Raw genomic sequence first — 16,542 nt, 5'->3', positions numbered from 1 at the left:
GATGCATCCCAATGATGACGACCGCACCCAGTTCATGCCGCGCCCAGGTGGCCGTGCGCCGGAACCTGCACGGGCAGAACCGGCCCCGCTGTCGATGCCGGCTGCACCGATGCTCACCGGCAAAAGCCAGGGGCTGAACCCACTGGAAAGCGCCGCTGGCCCGCTGCTGGCCTTGCTGACGCGCCTGCGCAATACCATCGCCCACCCGGCGCCAGCCAGCCTGCGCGCGCAGTTGCTGGCCTACCTGCGCCAGTTCGAAGAGCGCGCCGAAGCCGCCGGTGTGGCGCGCAACGAAGTGCTGCTGGCCCGTTACGCGCTGTGCACCGCCCTCGATGAAGCCGTGTTGAGCACGCCGTGGGGCAGCACCAGCGATTGGGGCAAGCAAAGCCTGCTGATCACCGTGCACAACGAAGCCTGGGGCGGCGAGAAAGTCTTCCAGTTGCTCGACCACTGCCTGCAAAGCCCACGGGAACGCCTGTACCTGCTGGAACTGTTGTACCTGTGCATGTGCCTGGGTTTTGAAGGCCGCTACCGCGTGATGAACGACGGTCGCAGCCAGTTGGAAGCCTTGCGCGAGCGCACCGCTGCCGCGATTCGCAGTGCCCGTGGCGAGCATGAGCGTGAGCTGTCGCCGCACTGGCGCGGCGTGACCGTGGCGCGGGACCGCCTGGCGCAATTCATGCCGCCGTGGATCGCCGTGGCCATTGGCGTGGCGCTGCTGCTGGCGTTGCTGTTCACCTTGCGCATGCTGCTGGCGTCGCAGGCGGAGCCGGTGTTCAAGAATATCCATGCCCTGGGCGAGATCCCGGTGCAGGCCATCGACCGTCCAGTGGCGCAGCCCAAGGTCATCGAACGGCCGCGTCTGGCCGGGTTCCTGGCCGAAGACATCAAGGCCGGTCGTGTTGCCGTGGAAGATAAAGTCGACCGTTCGGTGGTCACCATTCGGGGCGATGAACTGTTCGCATCGGCCAGCTCCAGCATTGTCGACGACTACCAGCCGTTGATGCTGCGCATTGCCGATGCCATCCGCAAGGTCAAGGGACAGGTGCGCGTCACCGGCCACAGCGACAATCGCCCGATTGCCACGCTGCGCTTCCCGTCCAACTGGGCGCTGTCCGAAGCGCGGGCCAAGTCGGTGCTGGAGATCCTCGCGGCCAAGACCGGCCAGGCGGATCGCTTCAGTGCCGAGGGCAGAAGCGACACCGAGCCGTTGGCCACCAACAGCACAGCCGAAGGCCGCGCCCGCAATCGTCGGGTTGAAATCACCGTATTGGCGGAGGGCGTCGAGTGAAGGCGTTTTTCAGTTTCATGATTCGCTGGGTGATCCCGGTATTGGGCCTGATCGCCCTGAGCCTGATCATCTGGTTTGTCGGGCCGTTGCTCGACGTGCTGGTGCCGCAAGGGCGTCGCTGGGCGCTGATCATCCTGATGTTCGGGGTGTGGATCGCCTACCGCGTGTTCCGCATCATCCAGGCCCGCCGTCAGGCCGCCGAAGTGATGCGCAGCCTGGCCGCCGAAACCCCGGCCGACCCCAACAGCGTGGCCACCGCCGAAGAGTTGTCGACCCTGCGCCAGCGCATGGACGAAGCCCTCGCGCTGTTGAAAAAAGCCAAGCTCGGCGGTGACGAGCGGCGCAATCTCTACGAGCTGCCGTGGTACGTGATCATCGGTCCGCCGGGTTCGGGCAAGACCACTGCACTGGTCAATTCCGGGCTGCACTTTCCGTTGGCCGCGCAATTGGGCGCCGGTGCGGTGCGCGGCGTCGGCGGTACGCGCAATTGCGATTGGTGGTTCACCGATCAGGCCGTCCTGCTCGACACCGCTGGCCGCTACACCACCCAGGACAGCAACTCCACGGTGGATAAAGCCGCGTGGCTGGGCTTTCTCGACCTGCTGAAAAAGCAGCGTTCACGCCGGCCCATCGACGGCGCGTTTATCGCCATCAGCCTTTCGGATCTGCTGCTCGGCACCGATGCCGAGCGCGCCGCCCATGCGGCTGCGATTCGCCTGCGTATCCAGGAGCTGTACACCCAATTGGGCGTACGTTTCCCGATCTACCTGATGCTGACCAAGCTCGATCTGGTGCCGGGTTTCATGGAGTACTTCGATAACCTGAGCAAGGAAGACCGCGCCCAAGTGTGGGGTATGACCTTTGCCTTGGACGACGGCAAAAACAGCGACAGCCCGTTGGCCCATCTGCAAAGCGAATTCGCAGGATTAGAGCAACGCCTCAACGAGCGTCTGGTGGAGCGCCTGCAACAGGAACGCGACCCGGCGCGGCGCGACCTGATCTACGGCTTCCCACAGCAGTTCGGCGCGTTGAAGGATTGCCTGCAAAGCTTCCTCGAAGGCGTGTTCAAACCCAATGCCTTTGAAGAGCGCGTGCTGTTGCGCGGTGTGTATTTCACCAGCGGCACCCAGGAAGGCAGCCCGATTGACCGCCTGATCGGCGCCATGGCCCAGAGCATGAACCTGGACCGCCAGCATCTGGCACGCCAGAGCGGCACCGGGCGCAGCTACTTCATCGAAAAGTTGTTCACTGCCGTGGCGTTTGCCGAACGTGGCCTTGTGGGTGTGAACCCGAAGGTCGAACGCCGGCGCAAGTGGATCGCACGCGGTGTACTCGCGGCTACGGTGGCGTTGGTGGTGGTGGTCAGCGGCCTGTGGTGGGTGAGTTATCGCGCCAACCAGGCGTATATCGCCCAGGTCGACCAAAAGGTCGCGCCGCTGGGCCAGACTGTGCAGAACCTCAGCCCGGCGCAGCGTGAAGTCCTTGCGGTGCTGCCGTTGCTCAACGCAGTGAAGAACCTTGCTGGGGATTCGCCGAGCTGGTCCGAAGGCCTGGGCTTGTATCAGGGCGACATGCTCGAAGCCGAATCCGCCAGCGTGTACCGCAAGCTGCTGATCGCGGTGTTCGCGCCGCGTCTGGTGACGCGCATCGAAGAGCAACTGCACGGCGGCGGCAACTCGGATTTCCTCTACGAAGGCCTCAAGGCCTACCTGATGCTGGCCGACAGCGAGCATTACGATCCGGACTTCATCAAGGTCTGGATCGCCCTCGACTGGGATCGCAACCTGCCCCGCGACCTGCCGGCCGACCAGCGTCAGGCGTTGACCGGGCACTTGCAGGCGCTGTTCGATCGTCACCCGCCGAACGCACGCCTTGATCCGCGCCTGATCGATGACCTGCGCCGCCAACTGCAACAGCTGCCGGTGGCCCAGCGTGTCTACGACCGGGTCAAACGCCAGAAACTGCCCGAAGGCATCCCGGACTTTCGCATCAACGAAGCCGCTGGCCGTGATGCCGCGCTGGTGTTCAGCCGTAAAAGCGGCAAGCCGTTGGGCGAGCCGTTGAGTGGGTTTTTTACCGCCAAGGGCTATCGCCAGGCCTTCCTGCTGAGCAGCCTGAACCAGACCGGCACCCTCGCTGAAGAGCAGTGGGTGCTGGGCCACGAGCAGGCCGATCAACAGAACGTGGTGAGCCTGGCCGCCGATGTGCGTCGCCTGTATTTCCAGGACTACCAGCGCCAGTGGGATGCCTTGCTCGCCGATATCGACTTTGTGCCAATCACCAGCGTGGCCCAGGCGGCCGATGTGCTGCGGGTGATTTCCGGGCCGACGTCACCGCTGAAAAAGCTGCTGGTGGCGGTGGCCAGGGAAACGGACCTGCAAGCCGAAGAACGTCAGCTGGCCGCCAAAGGCGTACCGGTTGAAGGCGGTGTCGACAAGCTCAAGGAGCGCCTGGGCAGTCTGCTCGGCCAGGAACAACCGACCGGCAATGCACCGCAGGCGGCGGATGATCCGGTGACCGCGCATTTTGCCGAACTCAACAGCATCGTCAGCAAGAATGAAGGCGAGCCGGCGGCGATCGATGGCCTGCTGTCGGACATGAACGCGCTGTATGTGCAGGTCAGCGCCATGGTCGGCGCCAGCGGCGATGCGCTGCTCGGCGAAGCCAAGAATCAGGCGGCGGCTGCGGCCACGCGGGTCAGCCTGAATGCCGAACGCCAGCCGCCGCTGGTGCAGGGCATGGTCAAGTCGGTGGTCAATTCCACCACCAACAGCATGATGGGTGGGGTGCGTAACCAGCTGAACGCGGCCTGGGTCAGCGAAGTGGTCAACGTGTATCGCCAGTCCCTGGCAGGGCGTTACCCGATGTCGCCGGGCAGTGCGCGGGACGCCACGCTGGATGACTTCGGGCAGTTCTTCGGCGTGGGCGGGGTGATGGACAACTACTTCCGCAAATACCTGCAACCCTACGTGGACACGTCTGCGCAGACCTGGCGCTGGCAGCCGGGCGCTGCGCAGAAGCTCGGGATCGCGCCGGGGGTGCTGCAAACCTTCCAGCGCGCCGCGACGATTCGTGATGCGTTCTTCCGGTCGGGGGGCACCCAGCCCATCGTGCGTTTCGAACTCAAGCCGGTGTCGATGGACCCGACGATTACCCAGTTCCTGCTCGATCTCGACGGCCAGCAACTGAGCTACGACCACGGCCCAAGCCGCCCGGTAGCGATGCAATGGCCGAACCCCGGCAGCATTGGCGTGGTGCGGATTTCCATCATGCCGCCATCGGCCAGTGGCCGCTCGGGCGTGACCCTCGACGGCCCGTGGGCGTGGTTCCGCCTGCTGGAGCAATCGGACCTTACTGCCGGCAACTCGCCGGACCGCTTCAACCTGCGCCTGCGGGTCGACGGCGCGAGCATCGCCTACGAGCTGCGCGCCAACAGTGCTTTCAACCCGTTCAAGAGCCGCGTGCTCAACGGCTTCAGCCTGCCGGAGCGGCTATGACGACCCTGGGTTTCTACGGCAAGTTGGCCAGTCGCGGGGACTTTGTCAGCCGCGCCTTGCCCCAGAGTTTTGTTGGCCCGTGGGACAGCTGGCTGGCGGCGGGTTTGCTCGCCAGCCAGAACAGCCTGGGCGCTGATTGGCTCAACGTGTACCTGGTCAGTCCGCTGTGGCGCTTTGTGCTGGCGCCGGGCGTGTGCGGGCCGGACGCAGTGGCGGGCGTGGTGATGCCGAGCATTGATCGGGTCGGGCGCTATTTCCCGTTGGCGGTGGTGGCCTTGCTTGATCACGACACCAATCCCGCCTCGCTGGTGGGCGGGCCGGACACGTGGTTCGAGCAGGCCGAAGAGCTGTTGCTCAGCACCCTGGACAGCGGCGCGACTTTCGAAAGCTTCAACGACGGCCTCGACAGCCTGGGCTTGCCAGCGACTGAGCCGCGTGCGGTCGACAGCCGTTTCGCGGGCCTGCAACGGGTGTCCGCCACCGTGCCCCATGGGCGCATGACCGCGCTTGCCGAACAGGCCTGCGAGGGCGCGAGCCTGTGGTGGGGCCGAGGCTCGGAACGTATTTCCCCTGGTTTATTACGGTGTCAGGGCTTGCCCGCCGCCAGCGATTTTGCGCAGTTTCTGCTCGGACAAGAAGGTGTGGTGTAGATGGGCGCGACGTACAAATCCGCGAGCAAAAGCCATGTGGGCATGGTGCGCCAGGTCAACGAAGACGCATGCCTGGACCTGCCGGAAAACCGCCTGTGGGTGGTCGCCGATGGTATGGGCGGGCATGCGGCGGGCGACTATGTCAGCAGCCTGATCGTTGACAGCCTGCGCAGTGTGCCGTTGGGCCGCTCCCTCGACGAATACTCGGCCGCCCTGCGCAATGACCTGATCCGCATCAACGCCACCGTACGCGAAGAAACCGCCAACCGTGGCGTGACCATGATGGGCAGCACCGTGGTAGTACTGGCTGCCCGTGGCTTGCGCGGCGTCTGCCTGTGGGCCGGCGACAGTCGCCTGTATCGCCTGCGTGACGGCGTGCTTGAAGGCATCTCCCGCGACCACAGCTACGTGCAAGACCTGCAAGACAGCGGCCTGCTCAGCGAAGCCGACGCCCGCACACATCCGCGCGCCAATATCGTCACCCGCGCCGTGGGTGTGGAAGCGCAGTTGGAGGTGGCGGTGCTCGACCTGTTGATCGCCCCCGGTGACAGCTACCTGTTGTGCAGCGATGGCCTGAACAAGACCGTTGAAGACCACGAAATCCGCGAAGTGCTCAGCCATGACGCGCCGGATGAAATCGTGCGCAGCCTGGTGCACCTGGGGCTCAATCGCGGCGCGCCGGACAACATCACCGCCATCGTTGTGAAGGTATCGGCATGAATATCGTGATTCCTGGCTACGACATCGAAGGCGAGATCGGCGAAGGCGCCATGGCCAGCGTGTACCTGGCGACCCAGCGCTCGCTGGAGCGCAAGGTGGCGCTGAAGGTGATGGCGGCGGCACTGGCCGCCGACCCGAGCTTCTGCGAGCGCTTCCTGCGTGAGGGCAAGACCCTGGCGCGGCTGTCGCACCCGCATACCGTGACCATCCATGACATCGGCAATGTCGGTGAGCTGTATTACATGGCCATGGAGTTTTTGCCCAATGGCACGCTCAAGGAGCGCATCGCTGCCGGTATGACGCCGGAGCAGGGCGTGACGCTGATCCGCCAGATAGCCTCGGCACTGGGCTATGCCCACGGGCAAGGCTTGGTGCACCGCGACGTCAAGCCCGCGAACATCCTCTTCCGCGCTGACGGCACGGCGGTGTTGTCGGACTTTGGCATCGCCAAGTCCCTGGACGACCGCACCCAGTTCACCCAGGCCGGTTTTGCCGTGGGCACGCCGAGCTACATGAGCCCCGAACAGGCGCGGGGCCAGGAGATCGATGGCCGCGCTGATCTGTATGCGCTGGGCGTCGTGCTCTACGAAATTCTCGTCGGCAAGCTGCCGTACAGCGGCACCGACGCGCTGTCCACCGCGCTGGCGCACCTGACCGAACCGTTGCCGGAATTGCCGGTGCACCACGGTCGTTATCAGGGCGTGTTGCGCAAGTTGTTGGCCAAGGATCCGGCCGAGCGGTTCCCGGATGCGGCGGCGTTGTTATTGGCGCTGGATCAATTACCGATGGAATCGCCCGAGGCCACCCTGGTGCGCCCGATTCCGCTGAGTTTCGACCTGGGCGGCATCACGCCGGAGTCCATCGAAATCCCCACGGCCCAACCCGAGCCGGTGCGTCAACCGGTGGTGCCGCCGACGCAGCACAGCGAGCAGCGACGCGGGCCGGTGTTGGCGCTGGCGGCGGTGGCTGTGGCGGTTGCCCTGGCGATTGGCGGTGCTTCCTATTGGTGGCTGAGTGGCGATGATGAGCCCGCCAGGCCGCCGGCCGCTGCAGTGCCTGCGGCAACGCCGGCAGCAACACCCGCAGCAACGCCCGCGGCGGCAGCGGTTGAGGCGGATGGCGGTCAGCGTCCGTTGCTGATGGCGGGCAAGAAAACCCTGTTCCAGCGCGTCCTCAGCAAGCCGGGCGCGAAGCTTGCGGATGAGGCCGGCAGCGCGCCAGGTAAAGCCCTGCCGGCGTTTTCGGTGCTCTACGTGTACCAACGCAAGGACGTCGACGGCCAGCCGTGGGTGCGCGTCGGCACCGCCACCGACGGGCGCAGCGACGGTTGGCTGCCGGCCGCCCAGGTCAGCGACTGGAAGCAGAGCCTGGTGCTCAAGTTCACCGAGCGCTCGGGCCGTGCGCCGGTGATGTTCCTGCGCCAATCCGGCGAAGTGGAAAAGCTGCTCGCCGACCCGACCGCCGCCAAGGGGGCGTTGGCCAAGGCGCAGAAAAACAGCGAAGACAACGCGCAAATCCTCGCCCTGGAACCCACCGCCAGCGCGGTGCCGCAGAACCAGTTCTACCTGTTGCCGATCTTCGACTCCAAGGAGAGCTTCGACGAAAACGGCCAGCCGGTGCAGTTGCTCAATGTCGCTTCGATCGACCCCGGCAGCAGCGCAGCGGCCAAGCCCGCGACGCCGGTGATCAACGCCAATGCCGATGCCTTCCGCACCGCCGTGGTGCTGGTGGTGGACACCACGGTGTCGATGCAGCCGTATATCGACCAGATTCGCGACGTAGTCCATGAGCTGCAAACCCGCATCGGCGAGCGCGGCGAGTTGGACAGCGTCAGCTTTGGCATGGTGGGTTTTCGCAGCAGCATCAAGAAAACCCCTGGCCTGGAATACGTGGCCAAGACCCTGATCAGCCTCGACCAGGGCCGCGACCCGCAACGCTTCCTGGACATGGCGCGGCAGGTCAAAGCCTCCAGCGTGTCGAGCCATTCGTTCAACGAAGACGCATTTGCCGGGGTGATGCAGGCGGTGGACGGCATGGACTGGTCCGGCTATGGCGGGCGCATTATCCTGCTGGTCACCGATGCGGGTGCGCTGCGCAAGAACGATCCGTTTGCCGCCACCCAGATGAACGAAGCCGAAGTGCGCCAGGCGGCGCTGGGCAAACAGATCAAGATCTACGCCCTGCACCTGCGCACCGACGCCGGCAAGAAAACCCACGCCGGCGCCGAGAGCCAGTACCGCATCCTCACCGCCGACGCCAACCCGCAGATCGGCGACCTTTACACACCGGTGCCCGGTGGCGATGTACGCAAGCTGGGTGAGCGTGTCGACGAGATCGGCAGCGTGTTCGCCAACCTGGTACACCAGGTGCGCAGCAACACGCCGCAGCCTGTGCCGATGCTCAGTTCGGCGCCGACCCTGGCGGACAAATCTGCCGCTGTGGGTTACGCCATGCACATGGACTTCCTCGGCCGCAAAACCGCGAGCCAGGCACCGCAACTGGTGAGTGCCTGGACCGCCGACCGCGACCTGACCAACCCGGCGCTGCCGGCGTTCCAGGTGTGCGTGATGCTGACCAAGTTGCAGCTCAACGACTTGCAGCAGTCGTTGAAACTGATCGTCGACGCGGCGCGCAAGACCCAGACCTCACCCAAGGATTTCTTCCAGGAAATCGCCAGCGCCTCGGCCTACATGAGCCGCGACCCGCAAGCGCTGCGCAAGGGCGGCAACCTGGCAGACGGCGGCATCCTCGGCGAATACCTGGAAGGCCTGCCGTACCGCAGCAAGTCGCTGAACATGACCCAGGATTTGTGGTTGTCGCTGAGCGTGGCTGAGCAGGAAGACTTTATCGACGAGCTGGATTCGAAAATCCGCCTCTACGAAACCTTCCATAACGACGTCGCCAACTGGGTCCGTTTCGGCGATGCCGAGCCGGGCGATGCGTTGTACCGCGTGCCGTTGTCGACGCTGCCGTGATGCTGAACCTGAGCGCGGTGCACAAGAGCCGGGGCGTCGGGAGCCAGCGCTACAGCCTGGTGATCCCGGCGTTGCACCTGCGTGCCGGGGAGCAGTTGGCGATTGTCGGGCCCAGCGGTTGCGGCAAGAGCACCTTGCTGGACTTGCTGGCGCTGGTCCTGGCGCCGGATCAGGTCGGGCAGTTCGACTTCAATGCTGTCGACATCGGCGGCCTGTGGCGTGCCGATCAGCAATCGCGCCTGGCGCAGTTGCGCAGCCAACACCTGGGTTATGTGCTGCAAACCGGCGGGCTGCTGGGGTTTCTTGATGTGCGCGGCAATATCGCCTTGTCCCGGCAACTGTTGGGCCTGGAGGACGATGGCAGTGTGGCGCGCCTGGCCGAACAGCTGGAAATCAGCGACCAGTTGGCGAAGAAGCCCTCGGCGCTGTCGGTGGGCCAGCGCCAGCGTGTGAGCTGCGCCCGCGCCCTGGCCCATGCACCGCAACTGGTGCTGGCGGATGAGCCGACTGCCTCCCTCGACCCACTGAACGCCGAGCGTGTGATGCACGCGCTGCTGACCCAGGCCCGCGAGCACCGCGCCGCTTGCGTCATCGCTACTCATGACGAGCCCCTGGCCCGCGCCAGTGGCTTGCTGATACGGCGTATCAGTTGCCGACGCGATGCCGACGGTGGCGTCACCGCCACCCTTGGGGAGGCGTGCTGATGCGCATCCCCTTGATCGCTTCGCTGGCCTGGCAGGATTACCGCAACGACGCCTGGCTGTCGGCCTGTTCGGTGTTGGCATTGGTGGCGGTGATCGCGCCGTTGCTGGTGTTATTCGGCCTGAAATTTGGACTGGTTAGCAGTTTGACCGAACGTTTGCAGACCGACCCGGCCACCCGTGAAATTATTCCGCTGGGCGGTGGTCGATTCAGCAGCGGATTTATCGAGCAGCTTGGCCAGCGCAGCGATGTGGCGTTCGCCGTGCCGCGCACGCGGCAGATTGCGGCGACGGCGCAGGTGGGCGCGCTGACCTTGGAAATGCTGCCGACGGCGCCGGGTGATCCGTTGTTGGGTGCTGTGGCGCTGCCGCAGGGCCTGGGTCAGATCGTGCTGAGCCACACCGCTGCCGAGAAACTGGCGGCGCGGCCTGGGGATTTATTGGAAACCCGCTTTGCCCGCCAGATCTCAGGGCGTGTCGAGGAGCAGCGCACACGGGTGCAAGTGGTGGGGGTGCTGCCGCTGGAAGCGTTCGCCCGTGATGGCCTGTTCGCCGCGCCGGGCTTGCTGGAAGCGGCGGAAGATTACCGCGACGGCCGTGCTGTACCGGCGTTGGGATGGGCGGGTGATGAGGTTGCGGTGACTGAACAGCGGGTCTATCCGGCGTTTCGCTTGTATGCGCGCAGCCTCGGCGATGTGGAGCCGTTACGGGTGTATTTCGCTGGGCAGAACCTGTTGGTGTCGACCCAGGCAAACACTATCGCCCAGGTGCAGTCGTTGAGCCGCAACCTGTCGATCGTATTCTGGGTCATCGCTGGGTTGGCGTTGGCGGGGGCATTTGCGGCGATCTTCGCCGGTGCCTTGGCCGCCGTGGCGCGCAAGCGTCGGGAATTGTCGGTGTTGCGTCTGTTGGGGTTTTCCACCGGCGCGTTGCTGTTGTTCGTGGTGGTGCAGGCGCTCTACAGCGCAGGGTTTGCCGCCGTGCTCAGTGCCGGGCTGTATGGCCTGGCCGAGGCGGCGTTAAACACGTTATTTGTGCAGGTGCCGGGCGAACACGCCAGTCACCTGCTGGCGCGTCATTACGGCCTGGCCCTGGTTGCAGTCCTCGGCGTCAGCGCCGTGGCGGCGGCGTGCGGGGGTTGGCGAGTGGCGCGTATCCAGGCTTCTGAAGGAATCAGAGATGTATAAGTTACTGGGCGCCGCCCTGGCGCTGAGCCTGGCCTCGATGGCCTGGGCCGATGAAGCAAGCGATAAACTGGACAACCCCAAACCGTTGCCGGATGACGTGAGCCTGCCGCTGCCGTGCGAGGGCAATATGGTGTTCCGCTACGCCTACGTGCTGGCCCAGGGCACCCTGGACGACCGCGAGATCAGCCTCGGCTACCCCTTCGCCGAGGGCGAGGCCGGTTACCAGCAGTCGTTTATTTCCGGCTACCGCCGCGATTTTATCAACGGCCAGTTCACCCTCAAGGATTTGCCGAAAGACTGGAACAAAGTCATCGCGCCGTTGATGCCCAAGACCGACGCCAAGACGCCACTCAAGCCGATGCTGTACTTCATCGGCAAGTACGAAGTGACCGCGCGCCAATACGCCCAGGTCATGGCCCAGGCGCAATCCCTGGCCAGCGGTGAACCGGCCCCCGCCTGCGATGCGCCGACCGGCATGGCCGGGCGCTTGCCCAAGGTGAAACTGTCGCGTTTTGAGGCTGAGCGCTTCTCGGCGGTGTACAGCGCGTGGCTGATGAAATACCACCGCGAGTTGCTGCCGGTCAGTGGTCGCGGTTCGTCGGCAGAAGACGGCGGCCTGGGTTTTGTGCGCCTGCCCACCGAAGTGGAGTGGGAGTTTGCCGCACGCGGTGGCCAGGCGGTGAGCCGTCAGGATCTGGAAGGGCGCCTGTTCCCGCGTCGCGTCGAAGGCAGCGAAAGTGATGGCCCGCTGGGTGACTACGCTGTGTTCAACCAAGTCGCCGGCGGTACCGGCCAGGCGGCGCGCCTGATGCCCATCGGCACCAAATTGCCCAATCCGATTGGCATGTTCGACGTGATCGGCAATGCGGCGGAGATGGTCCAGGAGTCTTTTCAATTGGTCCATGCCGGGCGACGTCAGGGCACCTATGGCGGCTTTGTGGTCAAGGGCGGCAACTACCTGGAAGGCGAGGGTACGCTGTTCACCGGCATGCGCCGCGAATACCCGCTGTTCGCCGCCGACGGCACCGAGCAAAGCAACGAAACCACGGGTTTTCGCGTAGCGATTGGCGCGCTGTCGGCGCCACGTTCGCGTTACAAGGAGCTGTTTGTGCAGTGGCAAAAAGAAGGGCGCCTTGCCGCGCTGACCGATGCCATCGACGACGCCCAGGACCCGACCAAACGCCTGGACAGCATCATCGCCGCCAGCGTTGACCCCAAGCTGCAAGCCGAACTGGGGCTGGTCAACGAAGAGCTCAAGCGCAATGTCTCGCTGATCGCCCAGCAACGCGAAGAAGCGGCGGGCAACCTGATCCAGTCAGCCGCCTTGGTGGCCGAGACCATCAGCAACTACAACATCCGCCTGGCCAACCTGCAGAAGAGTCGCCAACAGTCTCTGGACAACAAGGACGAGGCCAGTGCGAAGCTGTTTGATATGGCCATTGCCAACGGTCGCAGCGCCCTCGACGGCGCGGTGGCGATTTACATCGACAACCTGGCCACCGGCACGCGCTACACCGATGCTGTGATCCAGGCGCAGTTTCAACGGATCAAGGAAGAGTTGGATCGCAAGCCCGTGCTCGGCAAGAGCCTGGTGACGCGCGCAACACTGTTCGTTCGCCATGTCGGCAACTACCGCAAGCAACAGCGGGCCGACCCGGCGACGATCTTGAAGGAACTGCTCGCAGCGAGCGGTCAGCGGTCTTGACCGTTGGTTGTGCGGCGAGCTTGGAAGGGACTCAGGCGGCAGTTGCCGGCTGGGCAAGTCAAACTTAGAAGAGAACACAACTTATGCTTTTTTCCCGTAAGGCGGTTTCCAAGCGTCACTTACTGCTGATTGCCGCTGGCTTCAGCACCGTGCTGACAGGTTGCGCCACATCGCCGGCCTCCAAGGTCGCGTCCAGCACCAAGGTCGAGTACTACCCCAACTGCTACGAGCCGGTGCAGCACTTGCGTGCCACCGATTCGAACATGACCAAGTCGGTCGTCACCGGTGCGGCCATCGGCGCAGCCGGCGGTGCCCTCCTCGGCGCCCTGACCGGCGACAAGGAAAAACGTGGCCGTAATGCCGCCATTGGCGCAGCCGGCGGCGCCCTGGCGGGCGGCGCGGCGGGTTATTACACCGAGCGTCAGAAGCAGATCGCCGATGACAACCAGCGCATTGCCTCGTACGCGGCTGACGTCAACAAAAGCGCCTCCGACATCGATCGCAGCACCGCGTACGCCAAGGCGTCCCAGCAGTGCTACCAGAGCGCATTCACCAAATTGGTGTCTGATCGCAAGGCCAAGACCGTCAACGACACCGAAGGCCGCAAACGCCTGGCGGAAATCGTCTCGGGCCTGAAGGAGTCCAATGACCTGATCGTTGCAGTCAACGGCAAAGCTGCCGAAGACCTGAACAACTACACCCAGGCCTACGAGAAAGACCTGCAACAAGTGGGCGTGCAGCGTGCCGACGTGGTCACCGTGGCCAAGGCCGATGCAGCACCTGCCGTGACGCCGGCCAACAAGAAGAAAGGCACCGGTACCAAGCCGCCGAAGAAGCCACCGCTGCCAACCGTACCGACTGAAGCGGTTTCCACCGAGAAAACCTTCCAGACCGCCCAAACCAAGCAAGATGAAAGCAAGAAGGTCGCCAGCGCCGGTAAGACTCAGATCGAAGGCACCTGCCGCGATCCAAACCTGGCCGACTGGGCGCCGGTACCTTGCCCGAACGTTTAAGTGGAAGGCTCACTGTAAACGTTGAATGCCGGCCGCCACATTGGACAGTAGTGGCGGTCGGCAGTCAGGCTGGAACATTAGCGTGATATTACTGCTTGACCGGTTAAACCAGTTATTTTGAATTGCTTACTCGTGAACGTTATTTTTGTTGGGGTGGGGTTGGTTTCCGTTGATTCGAAAACGATATCGCCCTCGAGTGTTTGGGCCTCTTTGTTGTACTTGAACTCTATCTCGCCTGACTCTGCATGTAACACATGAGCGTTATAAACTAAAGCAGCTACCGCCGACTTTCCGCTCTGGTCTTCGTCGATGGGGAGTTTTTGTAGCGTGCCGTCGCCCAGTTTCGATTCGGGGAGGTAGAAAAACAGACGCTGGTGATCCACCGTCGCGACAAACTCTAAAAAAACCGGATGGCCTGGAGCTGTAACGAACTGCATGGAAAATACAGTTGGCTCAAATGAATGACCTCCTGGGGTGATCGTTCCGACCAGTTCGCCGGTTGTTGTTTTAATACCGGCCGGCTCATGGAACGCTATTTTGCCTAGGCTCAGGTGCGCTTTTTCCGTGATCTGGGGGTTTACGTTTTTCGCCACGCAGTCAAACTTAGCTTCAATGTTTTCAATAGTTGCAGTCGTGCTTAGTTCAAAAAAGCCGCTCTCTTGCTCGAATGTATCCGTTACATTAGTCTTTGGCGCTATGTAAGTCAGATTTACAGAATTGCCCGATCCGCCAGTCAAGTTGTGACGGCCAGGTGTAAGCCCATCGGTAATCCTTGCTGCGAACATATGCAGTCCACCTTCTGGGCCATTGCCGAATACAAATCGAGAGCCGTTAATTATTAGTTTTCCATCTTTCTGGCTGATGGTTGGGGGGATGGCAAGTGTGTAATTTATATCGCCGAGTTTTATATGGAATTCTATCTCTTTGACGAGTGTATTAGGTGTTGGCTTCATGGCGAGGGACCTGTTTCAATAAAGTAAGATATAGGAGTGATCATCTTGGCTTTCAGCAAGCTTTTTATCTGCTGTTAGAATTGACAGTTTTTTATATTGATTTCGAATATTGATTATTCCGCTGGTGAACACCGAACGTGGGTGGCGTATACAATGACTCGTCAGTCAGCACTTAAGTTGCGTGTTGAGTTGTTCACTTTTCCATGACGAAGTGGCGTTTTTCTGGCGAATGGCTAAACTGCGCCAGCTCTTTATTATTTATGAGGCTGTGCGTTTATGAAGTTTCGTCTTCTGCTGTGGGTGCTGGGCCTGATGATGGGCAAAGCCAGTCGCACCAATCCTGCCTTCCAGCAACAGTTGGGTGATAAAGACCTGGCGTTCCAGTTGCAGACCCTCGACGGCAAGGTTGCCCGTCACTTCATCGTCAAAGACCAGCGCATCACCAGCCGCTCAGGGGTTCATCCTGCGCCGGCGTTCGTCATTGCGTTTAAAGATGCGGCCTACGGCTTCGCCACGATGCAGGCGAAGAACAAGCAACTGGCGTTCATGACGGGGATTCAGGACAAGTCGATCCAGATCAAGGGCAACCCGGCGCTGGTGATCTGGTTCCAGGGGTTGACCAAGTATCTGAAGCCGAAGAAGAAGTAATCGTTCAGTTAGACCGAGTTGGATTCATCGGGAGCAAGCTCCCTCCCACATTCGACCGCATTCCAAAGTTGGAACTCGGTCACCTGTGGGAGCGGGCTTGCTCGCGGATGCGGTTTAACAAACTACAGATTTATCCCCGGCTGAACCGGGAAGCAAGTTCACTGCCTTCGCATCAACCAGAAAGATCCTACTCACTCTACAAGTTGCAGCCCAAAGCCCTTCGCGCTAACCTCCCTCGCGTCGCTGCTCATCAGCGACCGGGCCTGGAAACCCGATGCTTAAGGACGCTACAGCGTCGTCAAACAATCAGCAGGCGCTTTTTTTCTGCCTGATGTTTGTGCTTTTTGGCGGCTGTGCGTGGGAGACCTCCGGGTCTGCCGGGTTCCTTTTGCCTCGGTTTCCAGCCCGCGTACAGCTGCCACCTTTCGCCTGGAAACGTCTGGGGCAGCTCTTTTTGTTCATGCAAAGGGAGTTAGTTATGCCATATGAAACATCTTTTACCGCGCACGATACCTGCCAATCTTCGCGTTCAGGAGATCAGCAATGAGCATTCTTTCCTCAGCAGAAACCATTGGCGCCGCCACCTTCGCAGACTGTGGCGAGAACAAAAGCCATTTGAAGCTGTTTCGTGTAAACGCTGGCGTTCCGCTGTACGACGCCGTTGAACACGCAGCCCACCTGCTCGAATCCGCCGAAATACTCTCGCTTGAAGCAGCAATGGACCCTAGGGCCGAGAAGTTCATATTCGCCTCGCACTACCTGTGCGAAATGGCCAGGGCGATCCTTAACGATCTGCTCCTGGCTATTCAGCCTGGTGGTCCGCACCCGCAGTAAGTAGTCCTTGCCCGGTGCATCGCACCGGGCACCTGAATCTCCATGGCATCATTTGCCACGTTTCCCGCACGACTCCCGGTTTTTCGCCTGTATTTAAGGCTATCTAATATTTGGCTTTCCACGCGGCCGGTAGACGCTATTGATGGGATGCCATCAGATTCTTCCTAAGGCTTTTAAGGAAATATCCGACTGTACTTTTGGCGATTACAACTTCAGGGTAGCGAGGCAATAAATCTACACACACTGTTTTTTCATCATTTGCTTTTTAGACAGCGACTATGTTCGACATGGCAGATGGAAAGCTACGTAATGTACCTCTGGATCAGGATAATCCATATGACTTCACCAGATTCTCTGCTTTATACCAA

At 62.1% G+C, this 16,542-nt stretch carries 12 protein-coding genes; 11 read left to right on the top strand and 1 reads right to left on the bottom strand.

The window, feature by feature from the left end; all coding sequences use genetic code 11:
- Position 1 precedes the first annotated feature (1 nt).
- From AB3G88_RS27915 to tagQ, 9 genes are all read left to right on the top strand, one after another.
- Entirely contained in the window at positions 2 to 1,291 is a 1,290-nt protein-coding gene (locus AB3G88_RS27915; RefSeq protein WP_099586034.1) for a DotU family type VI secretion system protein, read from the top strand.
- Positions 1,288 to 4,788 carry a type VI secretion system membrane subunit TssM gene (tssM, locus tag AB3G88_RS27910; RefSeq protein ID WP_480452572.1) on the top strand — a complete coding sequence of 1,167 codons (3,501 nt, stop codon included), beginning with the start codon at positions 1,288 to 1,290 and terminating at the stop codon, positions 4,786 to 4,788. Before AB3G88_RS27915 ends, tssM begins: the two co-directional genes overlap by 4 nt.
- Positions 4,785 to 5,438 carry a type VI secretion system-associated protein TagF gene (tagF, locus tag AB3G88_RS27905; RefSeq protein WP_480452570.1) on the top strand — a complete coding sequence of 218 codons (654 nt, stop codon included), beginning with the start codon at positions 4,785 to 4,787 and terminating at the stop codon, positions 5,436 to 5,438. Before tssM ends, tagF begins: the two co-directional genes overlap by 4 nt.
- Positions 5,439 to 6,158, top strand: coding sequence for a PP2C family protein-serine/threonine phosphatase (locus AB3G88_RS27900; RefSeq protein ID WP_158879247.1), 720 nt, complete (start codon positions 5,439 to 5,441; stop codon positions 6,156 to 6,158).
- Positions 6,155 to 9,133 (top strand): serine/threonine-protein kinase, encoded by a 2,979-nt coding sequence (locus tag AB3G88_RS27895; RefSeq protein WP_400525646.1) that lies wholly within the window; start codon positions 6,155 to 6,157, stop codon positions 9,131 to 9,133. Before AB3G88_RS27900 ends, AB3G88_RS27895 begins: the two co-directional genes overlap by 4 nt.
- The gene (locus tag AB3G88_RS27890; protein ID WP_158879245.1) at positions 9,133 to 9,837 is read left to right on the top strand and encodes an ABC transporter ATP-binding protein; all 705 of its coding nucleotides are present in this window, start codon (positions 9,133 to 9,135) and stop codon (positions 9,835 to 9,837) included. Before AB3G88_RS27895 ends, AB3G88_RS27890 begins: the two co-directional genes overlap by 1 nt.
- Positions 9,837 to 11,021 carry an FtsX-like permease family protein gene (locus AB3G88_RS27885; RefSeq protein WP_191946692.1) on the top strand — a complete coding sequence of 395 codons (1,185 nt, stop codon included), beginning with the start codon at positions 9,837 to 9,839 and terminating at the stop codon, positions 11,019 to 11,021. Before AB3G88_RS27890 ends, AB3G88_RS27885 begins: the two co-directional genes overlap by 1 nt.
- A complete protein-coding gene (locus AB3G88_RS27880; protein WP_099586027.1) occupies positions 11,014 to 12,726 on the top strand; it encodes a formylglycine-generating enzyme family protein in 1,713 nt (570 codons plus the stop codon). The genes AB3G88_RS27885 and AB3G88_RS27880 overlap by 8 nt, the downstream gene beginning before the upstream one ends.
- An 83-nt stretch (positions 12,727 to 12,809) precedes the next feature.
- On the top strand, positions 12,810 to 13,739 hold the full coding sequence (tagQ, locus tag AB3G88_RS27875; protein WP_099586026.1) for a type VI secretion system-associated lipoprotein TagQ: 930 nt from the start codon (positions 12,810 to 12,812) through the stop codon (positions 13,737 to 13,739).
- A 77-nt stretch (positions 13,740 to 13,816) separates the two neighbouring features.
- Here tagQ and AB3G88_RS27870 read toward each other — a convergent pair whose 3' ends face one another.
- Positions 13,817 to 14,692: a hypothetical protein gene (locus AB3G88_RS27870; RefSeq protein ID WP_480452566.1), complete on the bottom strand. Its 876-nt coding sequence runs from the start codon at positions 14,690 to 14,692 to the stop codon at positions 13,817 to 13,819.
- 276 nt (positions 14,693 to 14,968) lie between these two features.
- Here AB3G88_RS27870 and AB3G88_RS27865 point away from each other — a divergent pair, with 276 nt between their 5' ends.
- Together AB3G88_RS27865 and AB3G88_RS27860 are read left to right on the top strand one after the other, a co-directional pair.
- Positions 14,969 to 15,340, top strand: a complete 372-nt coding sequence (locus AB3G88_RS27865; protein WP_400525640.1) for a helicase — start codon at positions 14,969 to 14,971, stop codon at positions 15,338 to 15,340.
- 543 nt (positions 15,341 to 15,883) lie between these two features.
- Positions 15,884 to 16,174 carry a DUF3077 domain-containing protein gene (locus AB3G88_RS27860; protein ID WP_400525638.1) on the top strand — a complete coding sequence of 97 codons (291 nt, stop codon included), beginning with the start codon at positions 15,884 to 15,886 and terminating at the stop codon, positions 16,172 to 16,174.
- Positions 16,175 to 16,542: the final 368 nt, after the last annotated feature.

The organism is Pseudomonas arvensis (assembly GCF_056688935.1).
Note: the sequence above shows the minus strand (reverse complement) of the source record. Positions and strands in the feature narration are given on the sequence as shown.

Coding starts and splice junctions, on each gene's coding strand:
- AB3G88_RS27865 (WP_400525640.1), top strand. CDS start 14,969: ATGAAGTTTCGTCTTCTGCTGTGGGTGCTGGGCCTGATGATGGGCAAA.
- tagQ (WP_099586026.1), top strand. CDS start 12,810: ATGCTTTTTTCCCGTAAGGCGGTTTCCAAGCGTCACTTACTGCTGATT.
- AB3G88_RS27895 (WP_400525646.1), top strand. CDS start 6,155: ATGAATATCGTGATTCCTGGCTACGACATCGAAGGCGAGATCGGCGAA.
- AB3G88_RS27880 (WP_099586027.1), top strand. CDS start 11,014: ATGTATAAGTTACTGGGCGCCGCCCTGGCGCTGAGCCTGGCCTCGATG.
- AB3G88_RS27885 (WP_191946692.1), top strand. CDS start 9,837: ATGCGCATCCCCTTGATCGCTTCGCTGGCCTGGCAGGATTACCGCAAC.
- tagF (WP_480452570.1), top strand. CDS start 4,785: ATGACGACCCTGGGTTTCTACGGCAAGTTGGCCAGTCGCGGGGACTTT.
- AB3G88_RS27915 (WP_099586034.1), top strand. CDS start 2: ATGCATCCCAATGATGACGACCGCACCCAGTTCATGCCGCGCCCAGGT.
- AB3G88_RS27860 (WP_400525638.1), top strand. CDS start 15,884: ATGAGCATTCTTTCCTCAGCAGAAACCATTGGCGCCGCCACCTTCGCA.
- AB3G88_RS27890 (WP_158879245.1), top strand. CDS start 9,133: ATGCTGAACCTGAGCGCGGTGCACAAGAGCCGGGGCGTCGGGAGCCAG.
- AB3G88_RS27900 (WP_158879247.1), top strand. CDS start 5,439: ATGGGCGCGACGTACAAATCCGCGAGCAAAAGCCATGTGGGCATGGTG.
- AB3G88_RS27870 (WP_480452566.1), bottom strand. CDS start 14,692: ATGAAGCCAACACCTAATACACTCGTCAAAGAGATAGAATTCCATATA.